This window comes from Mastigocladopsis repens PCC 10914 (assembly GCF_000315565.1).
In the GTDB taxonomy this organism is placed as follows: domain Bacteria; phylum Cyanobacteriota; class Cyanobacteriia; order Cyanobacteriales; family Nostocaceae; genus Mastigocladopsis; species Mastigocladopsis repens.
On sequence record NZ_JH992901.1, the window covers coordinates 898,761 to 922,818 of the forward strand.

General features: G+C 44.3%; 26 protein-coding genes and 2 pseudogenes. 11 read left to right on the top strand and 17 right to left on the bottom strand.

Features of this window, described 5'->3' with window-relative positions; genetic code table 11:
* Positions 1-334 precede the first annotated feature (334 nt).
* Positions 335-1,054 (top strand): Crp/Fnr family transcriptional regulator, encoded by a 720-nt coding sequence (locus MAS10914_RS0106250; RefSeq protein WP_198015027.1) that lies wholly within the window; start codon positions 335-337, stop codon positions 1,052-1,054.
* Here MAS10914_RS0106250 and MAS10914_RS35355 read toward each other — a convergent pair.
* The 5 genes and pseudogenes from MAS10914_RS35355 to MAS10914_RS32015 all read right to left on the bottom strand — a co-directional run.
* Positions 1,051-1,504 (bottom strand): annotated as a pseudogene (locus MAS10914_RS35355) (phosphate ABC transporter substrate-binding protein); the annotation flags it as partial. The gene MAS10914_RS0106250 and the pseudogene MAS10914_RS35355 sit on opposite strands and share 4 nt — an antisense overlap.
* Positions 1,505-2,536 (bottom strand): PstS family phosphate ABC transporter substrate-binding protein, encoded by a 1,032-nt coding sequence (locus MAS10914_RS0106265; RefSeq protein WP_017315054.1) that lies wholly within the window; start codon positions 2,534-2,536, stop codon positions 1,505-1,507.
* Positions 2,537-2,860: 324 nt separating this feature from the next.
* Complete coding sequence (locus MAS10914_RS0106270; RefSeq protein WP_026082367.1) at positions 2,861-4,282, bottom strand: serine/threonine-protein kinase; 1,422 nt, start codon at positions 4,280-4,282, stop codon at positions 2,861-2,863.
* A gap of 97 nt (positions 4,283-4,379) precedes the next feature.
* Complete coding sequence (locus MAS10914_RS0106275; protein ID WP_026082368.1) at positions 4,380-5,390, bottom strand: LysR family transcriptional regulator; 1,011 nt, start codon at positions 5,388-5,390, stop codon at positions 4,380-4,382.
* 128 nt (positions 5,391-5,518) lie between these two features.
* On the bottom strand, positions 5,519-6,541 hold the full coding sequence (locus MAS10914_RS32015) for a hypothetical protein (protein WP_017315057.1): 1,023 nt from the start codon (positions 6,539-6,541) through the stop codon (positions 5,519-5,521).
* 167 nt (positions 6,542-6,708) lie between these two features.
* On the opposite strand from MAS10914_RS32015, the gene MAS10914_RS0106285 reads away from it, so the two are divergent.
* From MAS10914_RS0106285 to MAS10914_RS0106300, 5 genes are all read left to right on the top strand, one after another.
* The gene (locus MAS10914_RS0106285; protein WP_026082369.1) at positions 6,709-7,425 is read left to right on the top strand and encodes an NnrU family protein; all 717 of its coding nucleotides are present in this window, start codon (positions 6,709-6,711) and stop codon (positions 7,423-7,425) included.
* 292 nt (positions 7,426-7,717) lie between these two features.
* Entirely contained in the window at positions 7,718-7,882 is a 165-nt protein-coding gene (locus MAS10914_RS35360) for a hypothetical protein (protein ID WP_232224119.1), read from the top strand.
* Positions 7,883-8,033: 151 nt separating this feature from the next.
* Positions 8,034-8,420: a thioredoxin family protein gene (locus tag MAS10914_RS0106290; RefSeq protein WP_017315059.1), complete on the top strand. Its 387-nt coding sequence runs from the start codon at positions 8,034-8,036 to the stop codon at positions 8,418-8,420.
* A 186-nt stretch (positions 8,421-8,606) separates the two neighbouring features.
* The gene (locus MAS10914_RS0106295; RefSeq protein ID WP_017315060.1) at positions 8,607-10,700 is read left to right on the top strand and encodes an NAD(P)H-quinone oxidoreductase subunit 5; all 2,094 of its coding nucleotides are present in this window, start codon (positions 8,607-8,609) and stop codon (positions 10,698-10,700) included.
* 297 nt (positions 10,701-10,997) lie between these two features.
* Positions 10,998-12,569 carry an NAD(P)H-quinone oxidoreductase subunit 4 gene (locus MAS10914_RS0106300; RefSeq protein ID WP_017315061.1) on the top strand — a complete coding sequence of 524 codons (1,572 nt, stop codon included), beginning with the start codon at positions 10,998-11,000 and terminating at the stop codon, positions 12,567-12,569.
* Positions 12,570-12,625: 56 nt separating this feature from the next.
* On the opposite strand, the gene MAS10914_RS0106305 is transcribed toward MAS10914_RS0106300, so the two are convergent.
* From MAS10914_RS0106305 to MAS10914_RS0106315, 3 genes are all read right to left on the bottom strand, one after another.
* Positions 12,626-13,072, bottom strand: coding sequence for an HNH endonuclease (locus MAS10914_RS0106305; protein ID WP_017315062.1), 447 nt, complete (start codon positions 13,070-13,072; stop codon positions 12,626-12,628).
* Positions 13,072-13,470, bottom strand: coding sequence for a hypothetical protein (locus MAS10914_RS0106310; RefSeq protein WP_017315063.1), 399 nt, complete (start codon positions 13,468-13,470; stop codon positions 13,072-13,074). Before MAS10914_RS0106310 ends, MAS10914_RS0106305 begins: the two co-directional genes overlap by 1 nt.
* A 106-nt stretch (positions 13,471-13,576) precedes the next feature.
* Positions 13,577-13,933 carry a DOPA 4,5-dioxygenase family protein gene (locus MAS10914_RS0106315; RefSeq protein WP_017315064.1) on the bottom strand — a complete coding sequence of 119 codons (357 nt, stop codon included), beginning with the start codon at positions 13,931-13,933 and terminating at the stop codon, positions 13,577-13,579.
* 493 nt (positions 13,934-14,426) lie between these two features.
* Between MAS10914_RS0106315 and MAS10914_RS0106320 the strand changes: the two genes are divergently transcribed.
* Together MAS10914_RS0106320 and MAS10914_RS35365 are read left to right on the top strand one after the other, a co-directional pair.
* Positions 14,427-15,392: a hypothetical protein gene (locus MAS10914_RS0106320; RefSeq protein WP_017315065.1), complete on the top strand. Its 966-nt coding sequence runs from the start codon at positions 14,427-14,429 to the stop codon at positions 15,390-15,392.
* A gap of 2 nt (positions 15,393-15,394) precedes the next feature.
* On the top strand, positions 15,395-15,799 hold the full coding sequence (locus tag MAS10914_RS35365) for a hypothetical protein (RefSeq protein ID WP_017315066.1): 405 nt from the start codon (positions 15,395-15,397) through the stop codon (positions 15,797-15,799).
* An 84-nt stretch (positions 15,800-15,883) separates the two neighbouring features.
* On the opposite strand, the pseudogene MAS10914_RS0106330 reads toward MAS10914_RS35365, so the two are convergent.
* The 6 genes and pseudogenes from MAS10914_RS0106330 to MAS10914_RS0106355 all read right to left on the bottom strand — a co-directional run.
* Positions 15,884-16,255 (bottom strand): annotated as a pseudogene (locus tag MAS10914_RS0106330) (hypothetical protein); the annotation flags it as partial.
* Positions 16,256-16,290: 35 nt separating this feature from the next.
* Entirely contained in the window at positions 16,291-16,824 is a 534-nt protein-coding gene (locus MAS10914_RS0106335; protein ID WP_017315068.1) for a pentapeptide repeat-containing protein, read from the bottom strand.
* Between the two features lie 391 nt (positions 16,825-17,215).
* Complete coding sequence (locus MAS10914_RS0106340) at positions 17,216-17,470, bottom strand: TIGR03643 family protein (RefSeq protein WP_017315069.1); 255 nt, start codon at positions 17,468-17,470, stop codon at positions 17,216-17,218.
* A 199-nt stretch (positions 17,471-17,669) separates the two neighbouring features.
* A complete protein-coding gene (gene ftsH3, locus MAS10914_RS0106345) occupies positions 17,670-19,514 on the bottom strand; it encodes an ATP-dependent zinc metalloprotease FtsH3 (protein WP_017315070.1) in 1,845 nt (614 codons plus the stop codon).
* Positions 19,515-19,627: 113 nt separating this feature from the next.
* Complete coding sequence (locus MAS10914_RS0106350) at positions 19,628-20,440, bottom strand: aminotransferase class IV (protein WP_017315071.1); 813 nt, start codon at positions 20,438-20,440, stop codon at positions 19,628-19,630.
* Between the two features lie 44 nt (positions 20,441-20,484).
* On the bottom strand, positions 20,485-21,273 hold the full coding sequence (locus MAS10914_RS0106355) for a hypothetical protein (RefSeq protein WP_026082370.1): 789 nt from the start codon (positions 21,271-21,273) through the stop codon (positions 20,485-20,487).
* A gap of 147 nt (positions 21,274-21,420) precedes the next feature.
* Here MAS10914_RS0106355 and MAS10914_RS0106360 point away from each other — a divergent pair, with 147 nt between their 5' ends.
* Positions 21,421-21,888 (top strand): hypothetical protein, encoded by a 468-nt coding sequence (locus MAS10914_RS0106360; RefSeq protein WP_017315073.1) that lies wholly within the window; start codon positions 21,421-21,423, stop codon positions 21,886-21,888.
* 83 nt (positions 21,889-21,971) lie between these two features.
* On the opposite strand, the gene MAS10914_RS0106365 is transcribed toward MAS10914_RS0106360, so the two are convergent.
* The 3 genes from MAS10914_RS0106365 to MAS10914_RS32650 all read right to left on the bottom strand — a co-directional run bounded on the left by MAS10914_RS0106365 (position 21,972) and on the right by MAS10914_RS32650 (position 23,253).
* Positions 21,972-22,388 (bottom strand): alr0857 family protein, encoded by a 417-nt coding sequence (locus MAS10914_RS0106365; protein ID WP_017315074.1) that lies wholly within the window; start codon positions 22,386-22,388, stop codon positions 21,972-21,974.
* A 16-nt stretch (positions 22,389-22,404) separates the two neighbouring features.
* A complete protein-coding gene (locus MAS10914_RS0106370; RefSeq protein WP_026082371.1) occupies positions 22,405-22,923 on the bottom strand; it encodes an HNH endonuclease in 519 nt (172 codons plus the stop codon).
* Positions 22,924-23,004: 81 nt separating this feature from the next.
* The gene (locus tag MAS10914_RS32650) at positions 23,005-23,253 is read right to left on the bottom strand and encodes a hypothetical protein (protein ID WP_071599802.1); all 249 of its coding nucleotides are present in this window, start codon (positions 23,251-23,253) and stop codon (positions 23,005-23,007) included.
* A 70-nt stretch (positions 23,254-23,323) separates the two neighbouring features.
* Here MAS10914_RS32650 and MAS10914_RS0106375 point away from each other — a divergent pair, with 70 nt between their 5' ends.
* Positions 23,324-23,659, top strand: coding sequence for a ribbon-helix-helix domain-containing protein (locus MAS10914_RS0106375; RefSeq protein WP_017315076.1), 336 nt, complete (start codon positions 23,324-23,326; stop codon positions 23,657-23,659).
* A gap of 134 nt (positions 23,660-23,793) precedes the next feature.
* Entirely contained in the window at positions 23,794-24,033 is a 240-nt protein-coding gene (locus MAS10914_RS35370; protein WP_017315077.1) for a hypothetical protein, read from the top strand.
* Positions 24,034-24,058 lie beyond the last annotated feature (25 nt).

Here is a 24,058-nt window from a genome sequence, read left to right on the forward strand (position 1 = left end):
GCTGTGTATTTACTAACCAGTAACTTTTGATGCACATAATCCTCGGATCAACCTACCTTTTGCTGAACATCTTGATTTCATGTCATCTGTCTTGCGATATAAGTTTAATTTACAGGGAGAAAAATTAGAATTGTGCAAAATTTAATGAATTAGGGGTAAATTTTACTACCATCATTGTACAGTAAGAAGTATAACAAAAGAGTAGGAGCTATGCTTTCTACCTTTTGGAGGGCTGGCACGGTTAGGTTTTATGCCTGAAGTGCCAACTTTGAAGACACTCCTTGCACCTTTTTTTTTGACGTCTTTGTCTTCAGCCGAACGCTCTTTGTTACCTATGCAATCTCCATCCTCCTTTTCTGAGGCATCACGTCCTTTTTTGACTTGGCAACGAATTCTTGATTGGGCTCAGGAACACTACCGCTGCCGCACCTTTAGCAAAGATGAGCGCATTCCAGCCCGGCCTGGATTGCTGTATTTGGTGCAAAGAGGTGCAATCCGCATGGTGGGAACCGCCCAAGTTAGTGCGACTGCCAGTCAGCTAACCTCTCGACGCATCAACAGAACGCCCGAAGAAGCTTTCTTAGGGTTTGTTGGTGCAGGACAACCGTTTGAAATTGTTGCCCAGTCACCATTCACGCTCCAGGCCTACGCCCATGTTGACCAAACAGCGGTGTTGTGGATGTACTGGCACGATTTAGATAACTGGCCTCACTTCCGCCGCGAAGTTATGGATGCCTTTAGATATCAGCACCAGCGCAAGCTGCTGTGGCTGAGTGCTTTGGGGCAACGGCGCACAATTGACCGCCTCTTAGGATTCCTCACATTGTTGATTGAGGAATATGGAGAACCGGCAATGAGCGAAACCGATCCAGACGTAATTCGCGGTTATTGCCTGCCCTTCCCCCTCACCCATGCCCAAATTGGCAGTGCGATCGGTTCGACCCGTGTCACCGTCACCCGCTTGATGGGCAAATTACGTCAACGCGGCTTAATTCTCACTCAAGGCGATAATCTCATTTGCTTACCAGCAGAGTCTATTAACAGAGTCAGCTAAAGCAACACAGAATGCAGTGGAGGGCGAATTTTGACAAACCCAACTTGGGCAATCACTTCGGTGTCCCTGCTGATTTTGCAGTAAGTTGGCGAAAGCGACACCTGCTTGCTGCTTGATTTGACCAATCTGTTTGACCACCACAAACAGATTGCACTTAACTGGGTACTTTCCGGATTAAAAAGCCTCAATGTTCAATTTATTACGTTTACCAAGATATACATTCGGGAGGACAATGGTTTCTTGGTAGGGAGCAACGAACTGCTCTTGTATCTGCCCCAAGGGCACAGACTTGATTGAACATTGAGGAACAATCTCACCGGGCAGAAGCGTAGTAGATGCTAGTAGGACTACCAGCCACTTTTTTGCAGCGCTTGGGTGGTCGTGGAAATAAACTCCACAACAAGCAAGGGAAGCTTGACTACCCAAGATGTCTTGCACAAATTGTTTGACTTAGCGAATTCTGACAAATCCAGCTTGAGAAACTAATTCCTGACCTTGATTTGTCAGCAGTAAGCTAGCGTACGCTTCTCCTGCTTGCTGGTCTCTTTGACCATTTTGTTTCACAATGACAAATAATCGTCGCGTGATGGGGTAGTCACCAGTTTGGAAAGCAACGGCATTCAATTGGTTACGCTTTTGTAAACACTGAGAAGCAGAAACCAATGGCTCCTGATAGGGTGGAACCAGGTTATCGGATATTTTTCCAAGTGGCAGGGGTTTAACAGTACATTGTCCAACGACTTCAGGAGCAGAGGCGTAGTAAATACCGCCAGTATTTTTTGCCACTTCTCTCAAGGCTTCAGTTGTTGTGGGAATAAATTGTACATTTACCCCAAACTTTTCACCCCCTAAGATGTTATCGTTGAAAAATTCAACGGTGCCACCCTCTTCTACACGCCGAGAGTAAGGAATTATGGGTAAATTGGGACCGCCCGCCTGCTGCCAGTTAGTTATCTTACCTGTGTAGATGTCTTTGACTTGGGCAATGGTTAAACCAGCTATGTTAAGATTGGGGTTCACTGCGATCGCAATACCATCTATCGCTACAGGTATTTCTTTGAGTGTAAAGCCCCGTTGTTGTGCCTGTTGGTATTCCTCATCTTTAATTGAGCGCGATGACTGAGAAAAAGCCAATTGGTTATTTAACAGCATTTTGATGCCACTACCAGAACCAGGTGCGCCTGAAGTCGGGTCGGTGTAGCGTAGTTGAAATTTAGGAAAAACAGTTTGAATAGCTGAATCAACTTCTTTTCGGATGGGTGCCCAAGTGGTGCTACCACCATAGCTAAATAAACCAGACGGGATATTTTGTAGTTGGGCAAAGTGTTCGATATTCGGCTGTCCTACTTGTTGTGATTGATTGTTGCTTAAAGGACCAAAATTAATACCAGAACGGTTTAACCACCAATAGAAAGCACCCACTAATCCCAATGTAATTACCAAAGTTAGAACCAAAACCGCAGTTTCGTTTTTTTGTGACATCATATTTTTTTTATTTTTAATTAAAAGAAATCTCGCGTATCTATAATTTTTTTAGGTTATAACTTTTGTATTGTGAACTCGTTTTTTTATAAAGATGACACCAATTCAGACTAATTCGTACTGCCTATTTTTAATAAAAAACTTCTGAATCAAAACTTAGAGATTTCTAACGAATAATTTCTCGTTCCTCATTGAAGGAATTATAATTTAGCAATAACTATAAAGCCTTACTTTAAATGCATCTTACGCTCTAGATAATTAACTTTGATAACTTCCAGTTTTATTCCATATCTTCTAGTAAACAAATTAAATTATAAACTCTCTTTAAAGTATCAAGGATAACAATTTGTAAATCAGACGAAAGATTGCTGTGACTGCGATCGCTATTAAAGCAGCTGCAATAGACAAGATAACGACTTGTTCAATAGAAAGACTTCCACGTAACAAGAATAGGACAATCGGTAATGTGATTGCCGGAAAAATGAACAAATCAGATCCTCCAATCCAGCGCTTCCATTGGGCAAAAATCAACCCGAATAAAATGACACAAGAAGCAGCCAAGGTAATTATGGGCGATTTCAGCAAACTGAAAAGACCAATTGCAATCAATGCTCCTTCAAACCCACTAAACGCTGCTCTAATTAATACTTTTACCAGGGAAAATTGCTGTGCAAGCGGAGTGCGAGAAATCGATTGCTTTTGTTGCGGTTGAGTGTGTGTTTGCTGTGGCTGTGGTTGTGGAGTGACAGAAGGCTGACGGGGATTGATGTGTGTAAGAGGTGTAGACTTTTGAGGCGCGTCGAGAGCATCTAAAACTTCCTGCGCTGACTGATAACGTTGATTGGCAGCGCTGAGGAGCATCTTGTCTAAAATATCAGCAAGGTGTGTGCTGACAGTCACATGATCCCGCCACTTCCACTGGTTACTATACGCATCGAACAGTTGAGTTATCTGTGTTTCGCCCGTTAATAACATGAGGCTTGTGACAGCCAAAGCGTACAAGTCTGTAGATGGAAAGACTTGACCTCCAGACATCTGTTCGGGCGGCGCAAAACCCATAGAATATATACCAGTGGAAGCGCCAGAGGCACCAATTGGAGAGTTTGTGACCAGTTTGACTGCACCAAAATCTAGCAAGTAAAGTTTGCCATTACGATGGCGCATGATGTTAGACGGTTTAATATCTCTGTGGATAATGCCTTTTTCGTGGACAAACTTGAGTACCTTGAGAATTTCTCGCAAGATTTCCAAAACTTCTTGTTCTGAATACTTGCCCTTTTGGGCTAACTCTTGCTCTAGGTCTTGTCCGTCAATATATTCTTGTACTAAATAAAAAAACTGCTCTTGCTGTCCACCTTGTAAGCTAGGAACTGTCACCTCAAAGAAAGCAAACAAGTCAGGGATTTGCTCGTGTTGATGTCCTATCTCCTCTAGAACAACTGCTTCTCGCTCAAATAAATCTTGCGCCAGTTGCAGTTGAGTAGGACTTAAATTGCCTGCTGGTTGAAATTGCTTAACCACGCATAGCCGCATTCCTGGAGTATGGCGATCGCGTGCCAAAAACGCTGCTCCAAATCCGCCCCGTCCCAGTAGTCTTGTTGGTAAATAGCGTCCCACCAAAATCAGCGGCATTCCACAGGTAGTGCAGTATTTCTGCTGCACCGTTCTTATGGTCGCATGATCATCTAAATCTGAAAAATGGTTTTGCGGGCGAGGGCAGTGTGGACGAGTGCAATAAACTTCCATGATTCGTCATTAGTCCAGAGTCATGAGTCATCAGTCCTTGCCGTTCATCCTTAGATAAATGACAAAGGACAAATGACAAAGGACAAATGACTATATCTTAATCTTCATTAGAGTTATGCGTTCCTACATCCAATGCACTTACCGCTAAGGCTTTGTGCGACGTTTTTAACACCTCTATATTCCATCCAGGTGTAGCAAACTGGGGTAGAATTTCCCGACTAAACGCTTCTGCTGCCTTGGATCTGTAGCGATTGGGATTAAAAATCAGCCTCAGCATCCGCTTGACGACGACACCCTCAATGGGGGAACAGTGAAGCATCCCCATTTGTAACTCTTTAGCAATTGCCGAAGTCGAGACAAAGGCAGCCCCCAAACCAGATTGCACGGCATTTTTAATGGCTTCTATGGAATTTAGTTCCATTTCTATTCTAAAACGCCGCGTATCGATATCACAGCGTGCTAGCACTTGGTCAATGACCTTGCGGATCGTAGATTGAGAGTCGAGAGATATGAATTGTAGTTTATATAGGTCTTCTCTTTGAATCATTTCCAGTTTGGCAAAGGGATGCGCTACAGGTACAATCAGCGCCAGTTCATCTTCGGCGTAAGGAATAATTTCCAAAGATTCCACTAATTCAGCAGGAATTTCGCCGCCGATGATTGCCAAATCGACCTGTCCGTTAGCTACACTCCATGCGGTTCTGCGGGTAGAGTGGACGTGCAATTGCACTGCTACATCTGGATACTTTTGTCGGAACATCCCAATCATCCGGGGTAAAAGATAGGTACCGGTGGTTTGAGAAGCGCCAACAATCAAAGTACCGCCTTGGAGATTTTGCAAATCTTCAATAGCGCGACAAGTTTCTTGACACAAAGTGAGAATTTTCTCCCCGTAGCTTAGAAGTAGATGTCCGGCTTCGGTTAATTGGGCGCGACGTCCTCCTCGGTCAAATAATGGGACATCTAGTTGCCGTTCTAGGTTTTGCACTTGCAAGCTAACGGCAGGTTGGGAGACGTAAAGGCTATCAGCGGCGCGCTTGAAGCTGCCTTCTGCGGCGATCGCTTTGAGTATACGTAACTGATCTAAAGTGAAAGGAAGGTCAGACATAAGGCTAAACCCACAAACTTTGAGCATGAGCGGCAGTCTTCTACAAACCAGCGTAATAAGCCTTCTGGCAGATCGTGATTTATGGCATCTTAAACTTGGAGGCTTTACTCGAAAAAGACAGTAGCATATTATTGTTGACTAAAGTCCTCTTTTTTACTTTCCAGCCCTAATGAGTGGATTTTTAGGGCAATTGTGTCTAAACTCCACCCTGGTTTTAAAAAGCTTGAAAGCCTTTCAGTTCTAATTTCACGCATCCGATGCACCCCTCTACGGTTTCCCCTCAAAGGGGAGACAATGGTGTTTTTCCTCTGGAATAGGGAGACTTTAGGGGAGTAGGCTGTTACAACAAGCCCCGTATTACAACCGTCGTGCCGGAGTAATAACGTTCTCATTGTGACATTTGGTTCTCCAACCAAATCTGCACATAACTCAAACCCACGACTTCTACTACAGCGAATCGCTAATCCTTGGTTTGGACAGTTGTGTTTATTTGTATGTCCACAACAAGGATGGAACTGACTGCAATAGTCAGCATCCACTCTTATGGCTGAAGAATTATTCATGACAGCTTTACAGTGGATGAAGTTATCTAATTCAGCATACGACCATTTGGACTGAGAGACATTTGCTTTTCGCCGCTTGAGGTAATAAGGAACACCGAACAGATGACAGCACTGTCCCCTTTTCCCTGTCATCTGTCCCCTGTTATTATATATTTCCTTACTTCTATAATTAGGTAAAATACGCAAATATAAAGTCAATTTCTCCAGGTTGGTGAGGTGCTTGAAAGTTACAATTTGTTTCGTAATATGGTTATTGATATCAGTAGTAAATTTTTTACCTCTTCCAGAACGTGCCATTAGTCTACATTGGATAGAGGGAGTGCCTTTGTGCTGTAGCGTTTTTTTTTCGTGGCGATAACGACAGGCTTTGTGAGTTACCACCTTTTCTGATTTGATGAGATATGGGTGCTTTTGTAAGCTAATATCTGAGGACAGTTTACTGTTCTCAATTCCTACCCACCAGGTGTAGTTGAGACAACTTTGGTCAGCAAGAGTAATTTCCTGTAAAAAATTTTCCTTTTCTGAAGTCGCAATCAACTTCAGCTGATCAGTGAGAACTTGCTTCAAATCAGACGGTAGTTTTGTCATCAGGTGATACTATTCTCTCGTGCTGATCAAGGTTATCAACTGGTGTTCCTCTAACGCACATACTGCCCCCAAGAAGTATATCCTGCCAGAGATTTTTTTGACAGAGTTTGTGGTATTCGTTGTACTAAATTAAGTTTCCGTTAAAATACTTCACTTCATTTGCGTATATGATGCAGCCGGCTTGGTTGACCCTTAGTCATTTTGTCATGCTGGGACTACTATTTAGTTTTGCCTTTGTCCATAGTGGAGGTGCCGCCCTGCGCCCTTGGGCAGAAAAACATATTGGATGTAGGCTTTATCGCGTTCTTTTTGCACTAACCAGCCTACCGTTGGCTGTGATATTAATCATTTACTTTTTTAACCACCGCTACGATGGTTTGCAACTTTGGTACATCCAAAATGTACCGGGAGTACAGCAATTAGTCTGGGTGCTGTCGGCTATTTCGTTTTTGTTTTTGTATCCTTCTACCTTCAATCTACTAGAAATTGCCGCTATCCAAAAGCCCCAAGTACATCTCTACGAATCTGGAATTATTCGGATTACCCGCCATCCACAGATGGTGGGACAGATCATCTGGTGTGTTGCCCATACTCTCTGGTTGGGTACTAGTTTTACCCTTGTCACTTCAATAGGATTAGTGTTACACCATTTATTTGGGGTTTGGCATGGCGATCGCCGTTTGAGCTACCGCTATGGAGAAGCCTTTGAAAAAGTCAAACAACGCACTTCTATCATGCCTTTTGCCGCTGTGTTCGACGGTCGTCAATCTATCGTATGGCAAGAATTTCTTCGTCCAGCATATTTGGGGATCGCTGTTTTTGTGTTATTGCTTTGGTGGTCACACCCCCTATTGCTGGTGGTAACAACTAAGGTAAGGTTGTAATTTTGACACATTCCTAATTATCAGTAACAGGAAAGAACAATGAGATGACGAATTCATATCATCAACTGCTACCAAATCAATGTAGGATGAATTGAAGTATCTGTCAGTGGGGGTCAGCTTAGTTGTTTTGAGAATTTATATTTGGTAGTTGCTCCTTAATTGCCAAATGAGGGAGAGACTTGATAAGTAGCCCTTTTCTTTTCTATAATCAACTGAAGCTGGTTAAAATGGTGAAAAACAAGCCAACAAACTTAAGCCAGTCATTGAGAAAAGTCTCAATAAATATTTAGGGGTGGCTAGCTCCGAAGTTACGCCTGTGGAAAAGAAGGAAACGCATCCTTTGTTGACACAGGAAGTAGACGCTATAGGTGTTATGGACATTTATAGAGAAGTTCTGCGTAGCAGTAAATGGCAGCTATATCAAAATAACCTTTCCAGCAGCGGCTATCAGGAGTAGAAAGTCTACAGAAGTTGGTTGTCATAAAATGTCGCGCTGGCTTTTTTGTCAGTGCCACAATCAACTCTGAAATTTAGCATAATTCTGGCAGATAACTCCCTACTGCTGACAGCTAGTTTGATATCAAAAACTTATAATTTCTAGAGGCATCATGGTGTTGTCGGTTAGTGAGCGGACATTTTCTCAAGAAGTTTTAGAATCTCCAATTCCAGTTTTAGTAAATTTTGGAGCACCTTGGTGTGGCTTGTGTCGAATTATCCAGCCCTTATTGTTACAATTTAAAGCTCAATGCGGCGACCAAATCAAATTAGTTAGCGTTAACGCGGATGACAATTTTAAACTGGCTACCACTTATCGGCTCAAGTCACTGCCAACTTTAGTGTTGATAGAAAATGGTATAGTCCGGGTACGTTTGGAAGGTTTTCGCGGAAGGGAAGATTTACTCTTAGCTTTGGAAGAAATCAAACTCAGCTATACTAACCGCCCTAACACTTACCATAGCCCAAAAACAGCGGATTTAGGCTGTCGTTCAGCCTGAAGAGTCAAGAGTCAAAAAACTTTGGATTCTTGACAATTGAGTGTTGACTCATAAGCAAATATAAAACCAAGCTTAATTACCCCACGGAATAACCATCAGGTGGGGTATTTTATCCTAAAGGGTGTGTGTCAAAATTATTAACAGTTCCGACAAATTAGTCAAGAATTCTAAAAGTAGGCGTCAGTGATGGAAGTAATCTATCAGTATGCCTGGCTGATTCCGGTATTACCTCTTCTTGGGGCAATGCTGGTCGGTCTAGGGTTAATCTCGTTGAATCAGGTGACAAACAGCCTGCGGCAGCTAAACTCGGCATTGATTATCTCCTTGATGGGAGCTGCAATGGGTTTGTCGATCGCCTTGCTGTGGAGTCAAATACAAGGACACGCTCCTTACACCCATACCTTGGAATGGGCAGCAGCAGGCAATTTTCACCTGAGCATGGGCTACACTATTGACCACCTGACAGCCCTAATGCTGGTGATTGTGACAACTGTAGCCTTCTTAGTCATGGTTTACACCGATGGCTACATGGCTCATGACCCAGGCTATGTCCGGTTTTACGCCTATCTCAGCTTATTCGGCTCCTCAATGTTGGGTCTGGTGGTCAGCCCCAACCTAGTACAGATTTATATCTTCTGGGAGCTGGTCGGGATGTGTTCGTACTTGCTGGTCGGCTTTTGGTACGATCGCAAGGCAGCAGCAGATGCTTGTCAAAAGGCATTTGTGACCAACCGTGTAGGCGACTTTGGATTGCTGTTGGGCATTCTCGGACTTTTTTGGGCAACGGGAAGCTTTGATTTTGATGTGATGGGCATCCGCCTAGCAGAACTCGTGCAAACAGGTGCTGTCAGCAATTTACTTGCCGTGCTGTTTGCAATTCTCGTGTTCCTCGGTCCAGTTGCCAAATCTGCCCAATTCCCCCTGCACGTCTGGCTACCAGACGCGATGGAAGGTCCCACGCCCATCTCTGCCCTGATCCACGCGGCAACGATGGTGGCAGCGGGAGTTTTCCTCATTGCCCGGATGTACCCAGTCTTTGAACACGTCCCAGCAGCAATGAACGTGATTGCCTTCACTGGGGCATTTACAGCATTTTTGGGCGCGACAATTGCCATTACTCAAAACGACATCAAAAAGGGCTTAGCTTACTCCACCATTTCCCAACTCGGTTACATGGTGATGGCAATGGGAGTCGGTGCATACAGCGCCGGACTTTTCCACCTGATGACCCACGCCTACTTTAAGGCGATGCTGTTCCTTGGTTCTGGTTCTGTGATTCACGGCATGGAAGGAGTCGTCGGTCACGACCCTAACTTGGCGCAGGATATGCGGTTGATGGGTGGACTGCGGAAGTATATGCCAGTGACAGCAACGACCTTCTTCATTGGTTGCGTGGCAATTTCTGGTATCCCGCCCTTTGCTGGTTTCTGGTCAAAAGATGAAATTCTCGGGAAGGCATTTAATGCGAACCCATTTCTTTGGGCTGTTGGCTGGCTAACCGCCGGAATTACCGCTTTCTACATGTTCCGGATGTATTTCGTCACCTTTGAAGGAAAATTCCGGGGCAATCAACGTGGAATGTGGCAAAAACTCAAATCTCCAGCTGGAATGGGAGTTGTTGCAGGTTTTGATACTGCCCCTGCTTTTGGTCCTGGTGCGATGACCAAAGGAGAACTCGAAGCAACCGAGGAACACCATCATGATGACCACGGTCACGGTCATAGCGAATATCCTCACGAGTCGCCTTGGACAATGACTCTACCGTTAGCGCTTTTGGCAATTCCTTCGATGCTGATTGGTTTGGTAGGGACACCTTTTGCCAACTACTTTGAGGAGTTTATCTTCTCACCCAACGAAACCTTAGCCGAAGTCGTGGAAAAAGCCGCAGAATTCGACCCGAATGAATTCTACATTATGGCGGGCGCTTCAGTGGGCATTTCCTTGATTGGCATTACCCTAGCTTCCCTAATGTATGTCTGGGGTAAGATTAACCCGGTGGCGATCGCTCAAAAAATCCAGCCGCTTTATGAGCTATCCCTGAACAAGTGGTACTTTGATGACATTTACCATCGTGTTTTTGTCCTCGGCTTGCGTCGTTTAGCCAGACAAGTGATGGAAGTTGACTTCCGCGTTGTCGATGGTGCTGTTAACCTCACAGGCTTTTTCACTCTTGTCAGTGGCGAAGGTCTGAAATACCTAGAAAACGGTCGCGCTCAATTCTATGCCTTGATTATCTTTGGGGCTGTGTTGGGCTTAGTGATTTTTTTCGGTGTGACTTGATAAAAATGGAACCACAGATGGACGAGCCAGCGCCTTGCGGGGGTTCCCCCCGTTGTGGCGACTGGCGTACAGATGCACTCAGATAGAAAAAACACATCGGTGTTAATCTGTTGTTTTTTGTGGTTTTCTGGCTAATTATGCCAGAGTATGAAGGCAGGTAAATGAATTTACCTGCCTTCATCTTTCTTTACTTTTATTAAATAAACCTAAGAATGAAGACCAAGCTCTGCAAAAACTGCTAGTAAATAGCTAGTAGTTGATAGCCGAACACTATATATTGCTGACTAACGACTTGTGATGAATACAGCAAATTTCCCTTGGCTGACGACGATTATTCTGTTTCCGATAGCGGCGTCACTGCTGACTCCCTTCATTCCAGATAAAGATGGCAAAACAGTGCGCTGGTATGCCCTGACCATAGGGCTGTTAGATTTTGCACTGATTGTCACTGCTTTTTATACAGGGTACGATTTCTCCAATCCAGATTTGCAACTGTTTGAGAGTTATAGCTGGCTTCCACAGATCGGTTTGAATTGGTCAGTCGGGGCAGATGGCTTGTCCATGCCCCTGATTATTTTGACTGGATTCATTACCACGCTGGCGATGTTAGCAGCTTGGCCCGTGACCCTCAAGCCGAGGCTGTTTTACTTTTTGATGCTGGCAATGTATGGCGGTCAGATCGCCGTGTTCGCCGTCCAGGATATGCTGTTGTTTTTCCTGGTGTGGGAACTGGAACTGGTGCCAATATACATTCTGCTTTCGATTTGGGGAGGCAAAAAGCGGCAATACGCAGCAACCAAGTTTATTTTGTACACCGCAGGCGGTTCGCTGTTTATTTTGCTCGCTGGCTTGACGATGGCGTTTCATGGTGATACAATCACTTTTGATATGCAAACGCTTGCAGCCAAAGGCTTCAGCCTCAATCTCCAACTTTGGCTGTACGCTGCCTTCTTGATTGCCTACGCCGTCAAACTTCCCATTTTCCCGTTGCATACCTGGCTGCCAGATGCTCACGGAGAAGCTACAGCCCCCGTGCATATGTTGCTGGCAGGTGTTCTGCTGAAAATGGGCGGTTATGCTCTGATTCGCATGAATGCCCAGATGCTTCCTGATGCTCACGCTTATTTTGCCCCAGTTTTGGTGGTTTTGGGGGTTGTGAATATCATCTACGCCGCCCTCACATCCTTTGCCCAGAGAAATCTGAAGCGAAAAATTGCCTACTCCTCAATTTCTCACATGGGCTTTGTGGCAATTGGTATTGCTTCCTTCACCGACTTAGGCTTGAATGGGGCAATGCTGCAAATGGTTTCCCACGGTTTGATTGGGGCAAGTTTGTTCTTCTTGGTAGGGGCAACTTATGACCGCACCCACACCTTAATGCTGGATGAAATGGGCGGTGTTGGGAAGAAAATGGGCAAGATGTTTGCCATGTGGACAACTTGTTCCTTGGCATCTTTAGCCTTGCCAGGAATGAGCGGTTTTGTTGCTGAGTTGATGGTGTTCGTTGGCTTTTCTACCAGCGATGCCTATAACCCAACCTTCAAAGTCATTGTGGTGTTCTTAATGGCAATAGGAGTCATTTTAACTCCCATTTATTTGCTATCAATGCTGCGGGAGATTTTCTATGGTGAAGAGAACAAAGAATTAGTTTCTCACCAGAACCTGATAGATGCCGAACCCCGCGAAATCTTTATCATCGCCTGCTTGTTGGTGCCAATTATTGGGATTGGTTTGTATCCCAAGATGCTGACTCAGGTGTATGACGCGACAACTGTACACCTCACGGCGCGCCTGCGCGACTCTGTGCCTGCTTTGGCAGAGCAAAAAGTGCCTGCGCTGTCCTTAAGTGCGCCAGAGATTGGCAATTAGGTAGTAGATTTCTAATCGAAATCACTTTAAGGGTGGGTTTTGTACCTGCCCTTTTTTCATGGCGTGGTTGGCTCATTATTTTCTGGTGGATGCAGTCCAGCCATAAATAGCAGACGACGCAAGTTTACCACCCCTGGTCGATTCAAACGGAGTGCTTCTACTGTCGCTCGACCACAAGGCGTTTTGCCAATAACCTCAGTGAAGTCACTACTCCAGCTAAAATGCTCATTCCAAGATTGCTGACGCGGGTTGAACAAAGGTTCTTGTTGCCCTGTCATAGGGTCAGTGCTATCAGTCTTTGTGTGTTTGTGACTGTTACAGCCGAAGCAACTCCAAGCTAGATTCTCCAAAGTGCTTTCCCCACCAGCTTGACGGGGTTTTATATGCTCAACTGTAAAACTCTCAGTCGCAAATTCACCAGAACAACGACAATACTCACAGTAATTTTGTGCTCGCGCTGCAACAATACGCCTAATCGCTTCAGTAACTCGTTCAGATGGCATTAAGCTTTAGTATTAGCTGGTAAAAATTCGTTAAGTAGAGTTTTCAGATCGACCTTGCGGAGCCGAGCTAATTCTATCAGAGCTTCGGCTCTTTCAGCATCTTGACGCTCTACCCGGTCTACATAAGCGAGTAATTCTTGATGTTCAGCCTCAGTGATTTCTCCTGTTTCGTTACGCTGACGTAGATAAGCAAGTCGGGTTTGATCATCCGGTGGTAAGCGACGTTGGATGATTTGCAGCAAAGCTTCCTCTTGTGGAGCGATAGGAGTAGCTTCACTCTCCTCGCTCGTCTCTTTGCATAAAGCTTCCAAAAAGTCAACTGCTTTAGTTAAAGTTTCTGCTGGCAATTTTTCAACTAGCGCGATCGCTCTTTGGCGAATTTCTGTTGGTGCAGTCATAGAACACCTGGATTAACTTATGCCTAGCTTGATTGTACTCAATGGTATGAGTTGGGTTTTTGTACCTGCCCTTTTTTGTATGCAGCGATCGCATTGTCTTGTTTTGCTAGGTTTTTCCAATCCGTTGAAGAAAGTCTATATTAAGCTCTAGCTTCTCTCCTAACCACAGGGAATTTTCCATGTGGTCTTTGACATCATCGCCCGTCTCAGGGTGAACTAAAATATCTAACCCCTCACGGTTAAGCATTAACCAGGGGACAACCTTAGCAAACTCCTCAGGTAAGAACGCAACTTGATACATTGCTTTTGGGTGTGGACCAATGGGTTTATCATGCCAGCGCCCAAGCTGCACGTTAAACCTTGCGCCCAATCCTTCACGGACACGCGCAGCTACATCACGAGTGGCAGGATCGAAGTAGATATGAGCATGAAAACCAGTAATCTTGACAGTAGTTTGTGTCATTGCCTGCGCTCCACTTTTCGCTTTTAACTCTATTTTGACAGCTGAGGCGGCTCCTATGGCTACGCCACGCCTACAGGGGCGCTTTGCGCGATCGCTCTTTGGCGAATTTCTGTTGGTGCAGTTATAGAACACCTGGATTAACTTATGCCTAGCTCGATTGTACTCAATGGTGTGGGTGAAGGTGTTCGGGTGAGGGCTTACTTTTACCCCGATAACTGGAAGTCGTGGCTACACGTAGACGTTCTCTAGGCAGTTTCCCGTAGGGTACATAATCTACCTGCATCGGCTATGTCAAACAATGTAATATAAATGACGCATACAAAAACAGTACTTAAGCACACTCGTAATTAAATTCATAGAAGTTTTAAATTTCTACTACTTAAAAAATGGTGATTATTTCGTATAACAGGGAAGTATGTGTATAAGGCTACTCAACAGTTGGTTTAGCAATCTGTAGAAGCTTATTACCACTAATTACAATCAGGAGTATTTTATGATTCCACTAATACTGGGTGCTGTTGCTTTAGGTAGTGCTGCTTTCGGAGCTATAAAAGGCGCTGAAGGCGTTAGCAATATGAATGAGGCAAACGAGATTGGCAAGCGTTCTCAAAACTGGCACGAGAATGCTGCCAACAGGCTTAAAGCAGACTGGGAAGCGACAAACAAGCTGGCAGAAAATTATGGTCAACTCCAGATGAATGTCAAAATGCATACAATTAAGCGATTTGTGGCGTTCATTGAACACATTGGTCAGCGAGCCTCCCAAAGTGAAATGCAGTTTTTAGAAGGATTGGAAATATCAGTCCAGAAGCTACAAGAGTATAAAGCTGCGGCTACGGAAGCTGAACAATTTTTCAAAGGTGGAGTTAAGGCAGTCCTTGCAGGAGCGGCGGCAGGTCAGACTGCAACAGGTCTTGCCACGTCTGTGGGAGTTGCTAGTACGGGAGCTGCTATCTCAGGACTTAGTGGAGCTGCAGCTACGAATGCCACTTTGGCATGGCTTGGTGGTGGCTCACTAGCTGCTGGTGGGGGTGGAATGGCACTCGGTACTTTTGTTCTAGGAGGTATTACGGTTGGACCAGCCTTAGCTGTTGGTGGCTTTATGCTTGCTGGTAAAGGCGAAGAGGCTTTGACAAAAGCACGAGAATATGAAGCTCAGGTCAATAGTGAGATTGCGAAACTTGAAACTGCTAGAGATTTTCTGGGACAGGTTCGACGGCGAATTACTGAGTTAAGCAGTTTGGTGGAAGATTTGAATACTCGTACAGTTTTAGCTCTCAACAATTTGGAATCTCGACCATTTGAGCGTAACCGTGATGCTAGCAAGTTTCAACAGGTAGCGCTTCTTGTCAAGGCACTTGCAGAAATTATGAAAACTCCTGTTTTGGATAGTGAAGGGCAGCTAAACCCAGCTACTGCGACCATCCAAGCCAAGTACCGTACTTTGGGAGGCAATTAGGGATGTCAGTACAGAAAATAACCGCTTTTGTTCTTGAAAATGTAAATCCTGCTGAATGCCTACAGCAAATCACATCAGCTTATTCAGAATACAAGATAATTGCCGAACAAGAACAGACAAAGCGACGTGACATCGAGGCTTGGGAAAAAACAACAATAGCTAAAATTAATACCCTGCGAGAAGGGCTGATAACGTATCTTGAACGCTCGTTTGATGAACGTGCAGAAAATTTTCGTGCTTTATTTGCTGTAGTTGATAGTGCGATCGCATCCGGCAATAACGAACAACTAGCCCTTACTTTGAATTCTATTACAGAAATAGCTAAAGCCAGCCCATTTAAAGAACTAGCTAACTTAGCTTCTGTCCGCGCCGCACTGGATGATCCAAACCACGAATGGACGTTTTAACTTGATAGCAGCGTGACTAAATAAACCTGCGTAGGCAGGTTTTGTTCTTATAGCCACAGGCTTTCAGCCTGTAGGCTTTTGCTATTATTTACGCTCTTGTGGTTGCATATACAAGCCGTACCAATGACGCACCCCAAGCCAAATAGCTGAAAGCAAACCTGTAAGGCTGAGGGTAAGACCACTAAATGGAACTAATAATCCAAACACAGGTAGCACAGCGCCAGAAATTGTGCAAATAATAGCCGCTAGGGAAACACTGCGGTTTTTTGACCCTAAACCCCATGTCAATGCTAGTAAGACAAGCGAAATGAGAGTCCAAGCGAACTGAGGATTGATGAAGCGGCTCAGATACGTCAAACTTAGCAAACAAGCAAAGAAGATACTACCCGCGATCGCTACATTTTTTAGGTTCATGGGTAGCGATAAATACAGTAGCAAGATCCACTGGAGATTTAGACTGAAAAAATCTACCAAAAGTTTCTTGCCAAAAATCAAGCCTTATCTACGTCGAGAATTGTACCTTCTAGATTTGCGTCATTCAAGTTAGTTTGGTTCAAGTTAGTCTCGTTTAATTGGGCGTGGCTCAAATCTGCTTGGCTTAAATCTGCTTTAGCTAAGTCAGCATGGCTCAAGTTTGCTTCATTTAGAGAAACTGCATTCAAATTAGCCTCTTGCAGTTCCGCATTTTGCAATTGAGTGCCAATCAACTTTGCGATCGTTAAGTCGGCTTGACTTAAGTTAGCACCGTCCAAAATGGCTCCTTCTAAAATAGCTCCATCTAGAATGGCTCCACTCAAATTAGCTTGGGTAAGATTTGCCTGCTTTAAATTTGCTCCATTTAAGTCAGCCTCAATTAAGCTTGCTTGGCTAAGATTCACCTTACTTAAATCTGCTCCATCCAGAATGGCTTTGTCTAAAATTGCTCCACTCAGGTTAGCTTCTTGCAAGTATGCTTCACTCAAATTTATCCCAGTAAAATCTCTTTTGCCTTTCTCGTATTCTGCCAATAGTTCATTTGCTTTCATTGCTTCCCCTCCGACAAACCTAGACTTCTTTTGCCACCTACATTAGGGGACGTTTTGAGGGCATATTATCCCTCTTACTACTATTTCAATACGGTTCAGTTAAGGATTTTTGATGAGATTCGCTGATGTGTCCAAACGTAACATATTACGTCTCTACATTGGTGTTCTGCTAACGCTTTTGGTCTTATCTAAACCAGATTGAATTGACAAGTATTTAAGTTGGCTGCTTTTAGATTAAATAAGCATTCTGTTCATGATCACCCATCACTTGCTCAATCCACCTCTTACCTTGGCACGAACTTCGATGCTTACTACTATGCCTATAGATATACTCATAAAGAAAGAGCTAAGCTGTAAGACGCTGACCTAAGCATTTCTCAAATAGGGAGTTTCAAGTCTTTTGATTGTCTGACTTAAATCGACCTGCGGTAAACTCTCGCTTTTGTAAATGCTTAGTTTTACGCCCACTTACACGTTCTCGCCACATCCGAAAACTGGATGCTTTCATTTCACGGCGCATCAGGGCTATCACCTGCTTTTCTTCCAAACCGAATTGTTTTTCTATTGCCTCAAATGGTGTTCGGTCTTCCCATGCCATTTCAATGATGCGGTTAACTGTTTCGGAACTAAGTTCTGGTAAGTTCATTGGTAGTTAATAAGTTTGGTAGTCTGTCAATTTTGAGTTGAGGAATAAGTTTAATTTGTCATAAGCGCTGAAGCGCTAACTACGAACTGATACTGATATAGTTATAAGAAAAAATCAGGGCAACTTTGGAGAATTCCAGAATTACCCTGACTTTTAATATTTAGTATAGAGACGCTTTTATGAGAGCGCGTCTCTACATTTAAGCAAACGTTGCGGTTTTCACATCGTTGTTTGCCAACAGTTCTTGCAATTCATCAGCATCCACAGTTTCTTTCTCAACCAGCATTTGCGCGAGTAGGTCGAGAATGTGACGGTTATTCTCCAACACTTGTTTGGAGCGTTGGTAAGCTGTTTCTACCAGCTTGCGGACTTCTTCATCAATGGCAGCTGCGGTTTCTTCTGAAAAATCGCGTTCTGACATGATGTCGCGACCAAGGAACATATTGCCTTGCTGACGACCGAGGGCAACTGGACCTAAGCGATCGCTCATTCCAAAGCGTGTTACCATCTGACGGGCGACACGAGCGACTTGTTGCAAGTCTTGAGCAGCACCTGTGGTGACTTCTTCGTCACCAAAGATGATTTCTTCAGCGAGGCGACCGCCTAATGCCACTGCCATCTGATTTTCTAGATAAGCACGGCTGTACAAGCCAGTGTCCATCCGATCTTCACTGGGGGTAAACCAAGTTAAACCACCAGCCCGACCGCGAGGAATAATGCTAATCTTCTGCACTGGGTCGTAGTCTGGCATCAAAGCACCCACAAGGGCGTGACCTGCTTCGTGATATGCTACCAGCTCTTTGCGCTTTTCGCTCATCACTCGGTCTTTCTTCTCTGGACCTGCTAGCACACGGTCGATGGCGTCGTTAATTTCATCCATCGAAATTTCGGTTAAATTCCGACGTGCTGCCAGAATTGCAGCTTCATTCAGTAGGTTGGAAAGGTCTGCACCAGTGAACCCAGGGGTACGACGGGCGATTCTGTCCAAGTCCACATCTTTTGCCAAGGTCTTGCCACGAGCGTGAACTTTGAGAATTTCTCCCCGTCCAGCATAATCTGGGCGATCCACAACGACTTGACGGTCGAAGCGACCAGGACGCAACAATGCTGCATCTAGAACGTCGGGACGGTTGGTAGCCGCAATAATGATGATGCCAGTGTTACCTTCAAAGCCGTCCATTTCTGTGAGCAACTGGTTGAGGGTTTGTTCGCGCTCATCGTTACCACCGCCTAAACCTGCACCCCGTTGACGACCTACAGCGTCAATTTCATCGATGAAGACGATACAGGGAGCATTGGCTTTTGCCTGCTCGAACAAGTCGCGGACGCGGGATGCACCCACACCCACGAACATTTCTACAAACTCAGAACCAGAAATGGAGAAGAAGGGGACACCAGCTTCGCCTGCTACAGCACGAGCGAGCAGTGTTTTACCAGTTCCTGGAGGACCAACGAGCAGCACGCCTTTGGGAATTTTTGCGCCAACAGCAGTGAAACGATCAGCGTTTTTCAAAAAGTCTACGACTTCGTTGAGTTCTAGCTTTGCCTGGTCAATCCCAGCCACATCGTTAAATGTCACTTGGGTTTGCGGCTCCATTTGCACTCTAGCTTTGGATTTGCCGAAGTTCATGGCTTGGCTGCCAGGACCACTTTGAGCACGACGCAACAAGAAGAATAAGCCAACCAGAAGCAATACAGGGAAAAATAAGCTACTTAATGCCTTAAACCAAAATCCTTCATCGGTTTGCGGCAAAACACTAATATCTACGCCATGTTGGGTGAGAGTGTTGATGAGATCCGGGTCATTGACCAAGGTCACCAGCTTCTTATTTGGGTCGTTCTTGGGCATCACAAGAGCTGTCGACCTATCTGCACTCAAACTAACTTTTTCTACATTGTCACTTTGAACTTCTCGAATAAACTGGCTGTATCGCCATGTGTCTCTGCTTTGTGGTTGTTTGTCAAAAAACGCTGTTCCCAGCGCAATGACAACAATAAAAAGCAGTGCGTACAGCCCCGCATTTCTCCATCGTTTGTTATTCACGCCCGGTCAATCCTCCTAGATCTCTATCTTTTGCGTTCGCGTAGCGTCTCTGTAAAGAGAAGGCTTTTTTAAGAATTATGTTAACTTATCTTAAGGTATACCAAATTCTGCACCTACACTGCTATAAAAAACATCCGCAGTTGTTGAAAACAGGGATGGTGGGGATTATATTCTAGCTTTCCTACAGGCTGTATAACGGTATGAATCGGGACGGTTTCCACTACACTGTTACTGTAGGCAATTGCCTCAAATCCCTTGACTAACTCTGGTGTCCAGGGTTCCTCTCGAACTACCTGCTGTTTCAACAGCCAGTCTGCAAGCTGCCCTCGTACAATTCCCGGCAAAATTCCTCCTGTTAAGGGCGGCGTCCACCAACTGCCATCGCGCCACCCCCAGAGATTACCTGTACTCGTTTCTAGCCAATTTCCCGCAGCATCCACTAAGATCGCTTCTTGGGCATCCAACTTTTGGGCGCTAGCCTTTGCCAACCATGCACTGAGGTAGCTTCCCGTTTTATGAGCGGGTAGACAGCGAACAAATTCCGACGCAGCAAGAATTGCTCCTATACCATTATTTTGTAATTTTGTCAAGTTATTTGGCAGAAACCTGCCTGTTATCCACTCCCGTCCATCAGGAAAGATGGCGATTCTGAGAACGGGGAAGTGTGCCATGATAATTTGTGCCCCTTGACGCAGTCGCTTTTCATCTGGTATGCGCCAACCAAAGGTTTGCAAGCTAAATTTTAGGCGATCGCAGTGGGAGCGCCAGTAAGTTAACCTACTATCAAGCGAATTATTATAAACCCGCAGCGTCGTAAAAACGGTTGCTCCATAGAGTAACCCTGGGTCATCTATTTCTAATTCTAGGGTTTGAGACTCGATTAACTTACCGTTGTACCAGAAAATAACCGCAACCTCACTGAGCATTGGTTAGTAGTAAGTGCTTAAGCGCTTACTACAAGCCTATCAATTTAATCATTTTCAGATAATTTAATTTTGTGAGTGCCGTCACGATTAGTGATGATCTTTCCTCCCAAAGCTTCAATTTTATTGATTGCTCGCCGACGTGTGTTTTCATCAATTTGATGATTTAATACCATTGTCCAAGTCGCAATTCGCGCAAATTTGCTGTTAGGATTGTGGCTCAAAAATTCAGCCGTTTTCTGCGAAACAGATGCTGCTTGTTTGCTTTCCTTATCTGAATGGTGGCTAGCCCAATCTGCTGCCATTTCAAAGGAGTGTTGAGCCATTGATGATTCTCCTAAAAATAATAACTCATCAATTCCTTTATAGCGCCACACATAATAAGACTTTTTGGGAACCCAAGGAGAGAGAGACTTTAAACCTTTCTCCATTAATTTTATAGAACGTTCTGGCATAGCAGCATACATAGAAGTACTGCTAGAAAGACCCAGATAGGCAGGTATAAATCGCGGGTCGTGTTCCAGGATGACTTCAAAATATTCTGGACTAAGACTGTAACCTGTTTTAGCGCGAACTTCATCATCGCCAAAATATTGCACAAAATTGAGATACACCCAATTGGCAATGATATTATCGTAACCAAACGATGGCATTTTTCTTAAGAAATTTAGCTGGAGCTTTTCTGAGTTAATTTCTCTTTGTATCGTGTCTATTGAAGCAATTTCTTTCCTGTGAAGAAGTTTTTGCATTTTTGGGAATTGGAGCAAGCTCACTCCCAACATACACAAACAGGCTGTAAAAGATGCAGTGACACCTTGACGAGATAGGGCGAACATCTTGGTTTATTAGTAAATCAGCACCGTACTACAGGTATATAGTTCCCTCTAATCGCGCCAGATTAACACTGATTCTCCTTGTATTGTGCAAAAGATAAAAAAGCTTTTATGCGACTATCTTTACTGCTGCTACTGGAGGGCTAAACAATGTCCGAGACAATGACTCAATGGGATATCCTACACAAATTCTTTGTGGATTTTGACTTGCCTGAGAAATGGTGGGACTTAGGTTTGTTTTATGTTGAGCAAAGGGAAGAAAACTCTTCGCCACAGTATCTTATTAAACTTCGGGGAGTAGAAGGTACAAACTGGGGAGGATACCTTGATGGGGATGGGGATATTTGTTTTTTAGATTTTACCTCTAACCGGACTATCTTAGACGGTAGACATAATTACAACCACTTGCCTCTAGACTTGAATCAGTGGCTAGACAGCTTTTCCTCTGATGAAATCTTTCTTGAGCCAGTCGATGAAGATGATGAGATACTAGAACCGGAATCACCAGAAGCTATTGAGGCATTCATTCTCAGACTACTGCCAAAGCTAGAAACCGAACAGCTGACAAACATTGTGGAAAACATTTTAGATGAACTTGCCACTCGACTTAAGTCGTGATTATGCGATGCCGCTTCACGACTAAAATACAAATCAATGAGATCTGTCAGCTATCAGTAACCAGGCTAATAGCTGACAGCTCATCATTCGCTCATGACAGAGGTTTTCTGTTGAGCTTCTTGCCAAAGTTTGTGGAGAAAGAACTCAGTGCCTGAGGCGGATCTATCGCCCTGAGGCGAATGGCTCATTGCCGTGACAAACACACCATCAGCATCCTGAGAACCATTTGATAGCCAACAACCCCGCAGAGTTACTTCCACACACTCGTTATCACAAACGCACAAAGCAATAATTTCACTATCCTCTCTTTGAACCAGCGCCTTAAGCATCTCGACTCCTGGCAAATTAACAGGAAGCAAAAAGGAAGCAGTGCTAGGTTCAACGCATAGACATTGACCCGCTCGCAGTGACAAAATCACTCGCGCTTGCACCCATTCTTCCAGCGATTGAGCTAAACACTCTAAGCAAAAGCTTGTTTCGGTGTATGTTAATTTCAACATTCCTTATGCTCTCCTGTTATTCCAGGTTTGCTTGCACATCTATCCAGAACTGTTCTGCAAAGGAAATAGTCGGATGGAGTGGTGCTTTTGGCTTGGTACGCAGAGGCATACCAACCTCTTGAGGGGTTCTGTCTCCTTTGCGGGAGTTACACCGTTCACAAGCAGCAACTACGTTATCCCAGGTATGTTGACCGCCTCTACAACGGGGAAGGACGTGATCCAGCGTCAGATGTTTGCTGCTACCGCAATACTGGCAACTGTGGTGGTCTCGCCGCAAAACTTCCCGGCGATTTACTGGGGGAACTTTCCACATCCGCTCAATACTTGCAATTTTTAAGCGAATAAGTTTTGGTACATAAAGTACCAAGCTAGGTGAGTGAACTTCCCATCCGCTTTCGGTGGAAAAGTCTAGTGGTTCAGCCTTATTTGTCACTAACAGTACAATCGCCCGCTTAATATTAACCCGACACAGTGGCAAGTAATTTTGAGAAAACACCACCACGGATTGGTCTAAAACTTGCATCGCGCTTGTCACAGCTTGACTCCTTATAAACAAACCCCCGCTTCTTTTTATATTGAAGCGGGGGTTGGAATTTGACCTTTAAGTCTTCTGCTTCTATATTGGTACGGCATTCTGTTGCCTGTACCACCCGCTTCGTCGTTCTAGTTTTGGTGCTGCATTCAGCACACTAATACTGGCATATCGAAAATCATGATTACCCTCTGTGAGTTGCCATTTATTCGGGCTACCGTCTCCCATAAATAAATACTCCACTCCCACAGCAGTTAATTTCCAACTAAATCGGCAGTTGGCAACACGCAAGGAAGTAGAGATGGGGTAAACGGATTTCACAGAAAATTTCACCTATTGAACATTCCTTTAAACATACTACACTTGTATTACTATCCTGTCCATACTTTAAGGAGAAAAAGTCATGCATACAATCGCTCGCACTCCAACCACTGACATGGAAGTCACCAGCATCCGTCTAGAACGGGAATTGAAAGATAAACTCAAAGAACTAGCTGGCAATCAGGGATATCAAGCTCTGATTCGAGACATTCTCTGGAATTACGTCCAGCAAAAATCAGGTGAGTGGAAGCCACGATTTTCGCGAGCCGATATTCGCGCTAGCATAGCTGCAACAGCACAACAAGAAGAACGCTGTGTACTCACAGGACAACTCATTCAACCGAAACAACCGATGTTGCTGGGACTTACGAGAAATGGTGATATGGTTCCTCTGAGTGTCGAGAGTTTAGCTGGTTAAACTTTTGTTCAACAAATGCAGCACGGTTGCATTGTGTGATATTGCAACTGTGCTGCATTCATATTTTTTTCCATTTTTGTGATGAGTCAATTTAATAAGTAGAGAATGGGTTATGCACTCATCAAATTGGAAGATTGTTAGCCCTAATAGGTTTGGATGCCTTCCAGACGATTAATGTTGTTTGGGCAGCATATGCAAACCTTGTGCCTGAGCAAGAAGTAAAATATTGTAAAGAATATGAGTCAGACAACAACACGCAAGAGAATTTTTGGCTGTTTGAGGCAATAGACCATAAAAGTTGTCTGAAGCTTTGTGTTGGTAGTATTTTCTTTCAGTCGGTTCAGCCGGATTTGAACTCATTCAAAAATACATAACATGAAAAAAATATTACTTGTTTTT

Excerpts from the sequence above, each read along its gene's own strand:
- MAS10914_RS0106250 (WP_198015027.1), top strand. The coding sequence starts at position 335 with ATGCAATCTCCATCCTCCTTTTCTGAGGCATCACGTCCTTTTTTGACT.
- MAS10914_RS0106265 (WP_017315054.1), bottom strand. The coding sequence starts at position 2,536 with ATGTCACAAAAAAACGAAACTGCGGTTTTGGTTCTAACTTTGGTAATT.
- MAS10914_RS0106270 (WP_026082367.1), bottom strand. The coding sequence starts at position 4,282 with ATGGAAGTTTATTGCACTCGTCCACACTGCCCTCGCCCGCAAAACCAT.
- MAS10914_RS0106275 (WP_026082368.1), bottom strand. The coding sequence starts at position 5,390 with ATGTCTGACCTTCCTTTCACTTTAGATCAGTTACGTATACTCAAAGCG.
- MAS10914_RS32015 (WP_017315057.1), bottom strand. The coding sequence starts at position 6,541 with ATGACAAAACTACCGTCTGATTTGAAGCAAGTTCTCACTGATCAGCTG.
- MAS10914_RS0106285 (WP_026082369.1), top strand. The coding sequence starts at position 6,709 with ATGATGCAGCCGGCTTGGTTGACCCTTAGTCATTTTGTCATGCTGGGA.
- MAS10914_RS0106290 (WP_017315059.1), top strand. The coding sequence starts at position 8,034 with ATGGTGTTGTCGGTTAGTGAGCGGACATTTTCTCAAGAAGTTTTAGAA.
- MAS10914_RS0106295 (WP_017315060.1), top strand. The coding sequence starts at position 8,607 with ATGGAAGTAATCTATCAGTATGCCTGGCTGATTCCGGTATTACCTCTT.
- MAS10914_RS0106300 (WP_017315061.1), top strand. The coding sequence starts at position 10,998 with ATGAATACAGCAAATTTCCCTTGGCTGACGACGATTATTCTGTTTCCG.
- MAS10914_RS0106305 (WP_017315062.1), bottom strand. The coding sequence starts at position 13,072 with ATGCCATCTGAACGAGTTACTGAAGCGATTAGGCGTATTGTTGCAGCG.
- MAS10914_RS0106310 (WP_017315063.1), bottom strand. The coding sequence starts at position 13,470 with ATGACTGCACCAACAGAAATTCGCCAAAGAGCGATCGCGCTAGTTGAA.
- MAS10914_RS0106315 (WP_017315064.1), bottom strand. The coding sequence starts at position 13,933 with ATGACACAAACTACTGTCAAGATTACTGGTTTTCATGCTCATATCTAC.
- MAS10914_RS0106320 (WP_017315065.1), top strand. The coding sequence starts at position 14,427 with ATGATTCCACTAATACTGGGTGCTGTTGCTTTAGGTAGTGCTGCTTTC.
- MAS10914_RS35365 (WP_017315066.1), top strand. The coding sequence starts at position 15,395 with ATGTCAGTACAGAAAATAACCGCTTTTGTTCTTGAAAATGTAAATCCT.
- MAS10914_RS0106335 (WP_017315068.1), bottom strand. The coding sequence starts at position 16,824 with ATGAAAGCAAATGAACTATTGGCAGAATACGAGAAAGGCAAAAGAGAT.
- MAS10914_RS0106340 (WP_017315069.1), bottom strand. The coding sequence starts at position 17,470 with ATGAACTTACCAGAACTTAGTTCCGAAACAGTTAACCGCATCATTGAA.
- MAS10914_RS0106350 (WP_017315071.1), bottom strand. The coding sequence starts at position 20,440 with ATGCTCAGTGAGGTTGCGGTTATTTTCTGGTACAACGGTAAGTTAATC.
- MAS10914_RS0106355 (WP_026082370.1), bottom strand. The coding sequence starts at position 21,273 with ATGTTCGCCCTATCTCGTCAAGGTGTCACTGCATCTTTTACAGCCTGT.
- MAS10914_RS0106360 (WP_017315073.1), top strand. The coding sequence starts at position 21,421 with ATGTCCGAGACAATGACTCAATGGGATATCCTACACAAATTCTTTGTG.
- MAS10914_RS0106365 (WP_017315074.1), bottom strand. The coding sequence starts at position 22,388 with ATGTTGAAATTAACATACACCGAAACAAGCTTTTGCTTAGAGTGTTTA.
- MAS10914_RS0106375 (WP_017315076.1), top strand. The coding sequence starts at position 23,324 with ATGCATACAATCGCTCGCACTCCAACCACTGACATGGAAGTCACCAGC.